Genomic DNA, 423 nt, shown 5'->3' on the forward strand with positions numbered 1-423 from the left:
CGGCCGAGGTCACCTCCCCGGCCACCACGAGGCCGCCGTAGCGGCGTACCTCTTCGCGGCCTCTGCGCAGCAGTTCGGCCGGGGCGATGCCGTCCAGGCCGAGCAGGCCGCGCACTCCGTCGGCGGGTGCGTTGCGCGGGGCGCCGCCGTCGATCACGACGACCGAGCGGCGGGGCCGGGCGAGCCTCAGCGCCCCGCTCAGGCCCCCGGCGCCGCCGCCGATCACCACCGCGTCCCCGAGCCCCCCCGGCGGCCCGGCCGCGGCACGCCCGGCGGCGCGCCCCGCGGCCACACCACCCCCGCGCGGACCCCCCCCCCCGAGACCCCCCCCCGACCCGCGCCCCCCCGGGCGGGCCCCGGATCCGGACGGGAGCCGCTGGGGGACCCCCCCCCGCCCCCCCTCCCCCCCCCCCCGCTCCCGCC

The 423-nt window shown here is 84.4% G+C and carries 1 protein-coding gene; it reads right to left on the bottom strand.

The features are described 5' to 3' along the window. On the bottom strand, positions 1 to 292 hold a 292-nt coding region (locus A4V12_RS11650; protein WP_159028855.1), incomplete at its 3' end, for an FAD-binding protein. Between the last annotated feature and the right edge of the window lie 131 nt (positions 293 to 423).

Origin of the sequence: Streptomyces noursei (genome assembly GCF_001646665.1) — a bacterium.
In the GTDB taxonomy this organism is placed as follows: Bacteria; Actinomycetota; Actinomycetes; order Streptomycetales; family Streptomycetaceae; genus Streptomyces; species Streptomyces lavendulocolor.